Raw genomic sequence first — 1,759 nt, 5'->3', positions numbered from 1 at the left:
GGCACCACCATCTGCACAGGCAATGGCCGGAAAGCCGATCATGCATTAAGACTGAAACTGGACCACCTCATAGGGGCAGGCCACTCTCACCACGCTTGCGAAGGATCGATACGACTACAGAACTCCCGCGCCACCTCACGCGCCAGATTGGCGACCGCGGCGGGCAGCAGGAAGGTCGGGCTATCCACATAGACTGCCTGAAAACTCATGGGCGGAAAAGGCTGTCGGACATTGAGAGGAACGAGTTCGCCGCGCCGCAGCTCGCGGCTCATAACCGGCGGTGGAATGGCCGCCACACCAATCCCGTCGATCGTCATGCGTATGATCGTGGCCAGCGAGTTGGTCGCGTAGAGGACGGTGCCCGCTTCGAGGTGGCGGTGGAAATACCGCCGCAGCGCCTCGTGCGGCTGCGATCCCTTGGGAAAGGAGATGATCGGAAAGGAGGCAAGGTCGTCTACGTCGAGCTGGCGGCCATGCAGGCCCAGATCCGGCGAGGCTGTCCAGTTGCACGCATAAGTGCACAGGTCGACGTTGATCACGTCGGGCTGCAGCACCGGGCCCATGATCAACGCGACATCGAGTTCGTTGCCCAGAAGCATGTCGGTCAGCCGCAGGCTGGTGTCGGCGGTCAGTTCGATGTTTATGTGCGGATAAAGGGTCTTGGACCTCTTGATGAGGTCAATGAGCCAGCTGTGCGAGATCGTGTCTATGGCGCCGATCCGCACTGTTCCGCGCAGCCTCTCCTGGGCGCCGATATCCCGAATGAGTTCCTGCGCCGCCCGCACCAGGCCTTCGGCGCGTTCCAGCGCGGAAACCCCATCGGGCGTTAGCCTCACCTCGCGCGGCTCTCGGTAGAAGAGTTTGACCCCGAGCTCCCGTTCCAACGCGGCTATCCGCGCCGAGACGGCGGCCTGGGTGGCATTCATGCGCTCGGCCGTGAGGGTAAAGCTCTTGAGGCGCGCAGCCCAGATGAAGGTTTCAAGAAATGTCAGGTTCATTCCAGCCCGCCAGCCTAGCCCTCACTTCTACTAGGTCCCCAAAAGCGTCGCTCTGCTGTCGACCAGAACCGAAAAGAGCACACAAAAGTTTCGGTACTGATGAGAACGACCGCTTCGTAGGTACGTCACGACTCCGTCGTTCGCATTGCCATTGTACCACGGGACAATATGATGAGGCAGACCGAGCTCACGGGCGGAGCCGGTTTTACTTACGAGGATACAGTTGTTGCGTACTACCTCGCAGCGCTTCAGGCGTCCTTTTGGCTACATGGCCTTCGCCGACGGGCCGGGTCGGAACGCGTGAAGCCTTGATGACTGACTGCCTCCGTGGCCCTCGTGTTGGCTGAGGTGATTCATCAACCGTCGACATCGGCAGGTGTAAACCTGTGCTCGGCACCGCTCCGGTGGCAGGAATTTGTGATCGTCAGGATACGTGGTTTCCGAGGTCGCGTCGCTACTGTTGTCCGTTCGGCTGTGGCCGTCCGACATTGCCTTGGTGCCTGCAGCCGTCACTATCGTTAACCGTTCATTTTCGCCAGATCAGCCAGGCTGCCCCTGATTCAGAGCTTCAGGGGAGTTGGTGCTGTGAGCGTTTTGGTGTTTCCGCTGTATCGTCAACGAGATCTGGTGAACGAAGTCGTGGAAGGCCTGTCGAAGCGCCACCACGACGCAGCTAACTGTTTAGTCCCGGCATTTGATAGATTGGATCGAGCCTGAAGCGTTCGGGCTCCTTTGTCCAGCATTTGCAGATGTATTCGTAG

Annotated in this window: 1 protein-coding gene; it reads right to left on the bottom strand. The window is 59.5% G+C overall.

Features of this window, described 5'->3' with window-relative positions:
* Nucleotides 1-86: 86 nt before the first annotated feature.
* A complete protein-coding gene (locus GM910_RS26845) occupies nucleotides 87-998 on the bottom strand; it encodes a LysR family transcriptional regulator (RefSeq protein ID WP_159593951.1) in 912 nt (303 codons plus the stop codon).
* Nucleotides 999-1,759: the final 761 nt, after the last annotated feature.

It is taken from the genome of Chelativorans xinjiangensis (assembly GCF_009812055.1).
Classification (GTDB): Bacteria; Pseudomonadota; Alphaproteobacteria; order Rhizobiales; family Rhizobiaceae; genus Chelativorans; species Chelativorans xinjiangense.
This window is presented reverse-complemented; position numbering and strand designations above follow the sequence as displayed.

What these genes read in the sequence shown, in the direction of transcription:
- GM910_RS26845 (WP_159593951.1), bottom strand. Translation starts at nt 998, where the DNA reads ATGAACCTGACATTTCTTGAAACCTTCATCTGGGCTGCGCGCCTCAAG.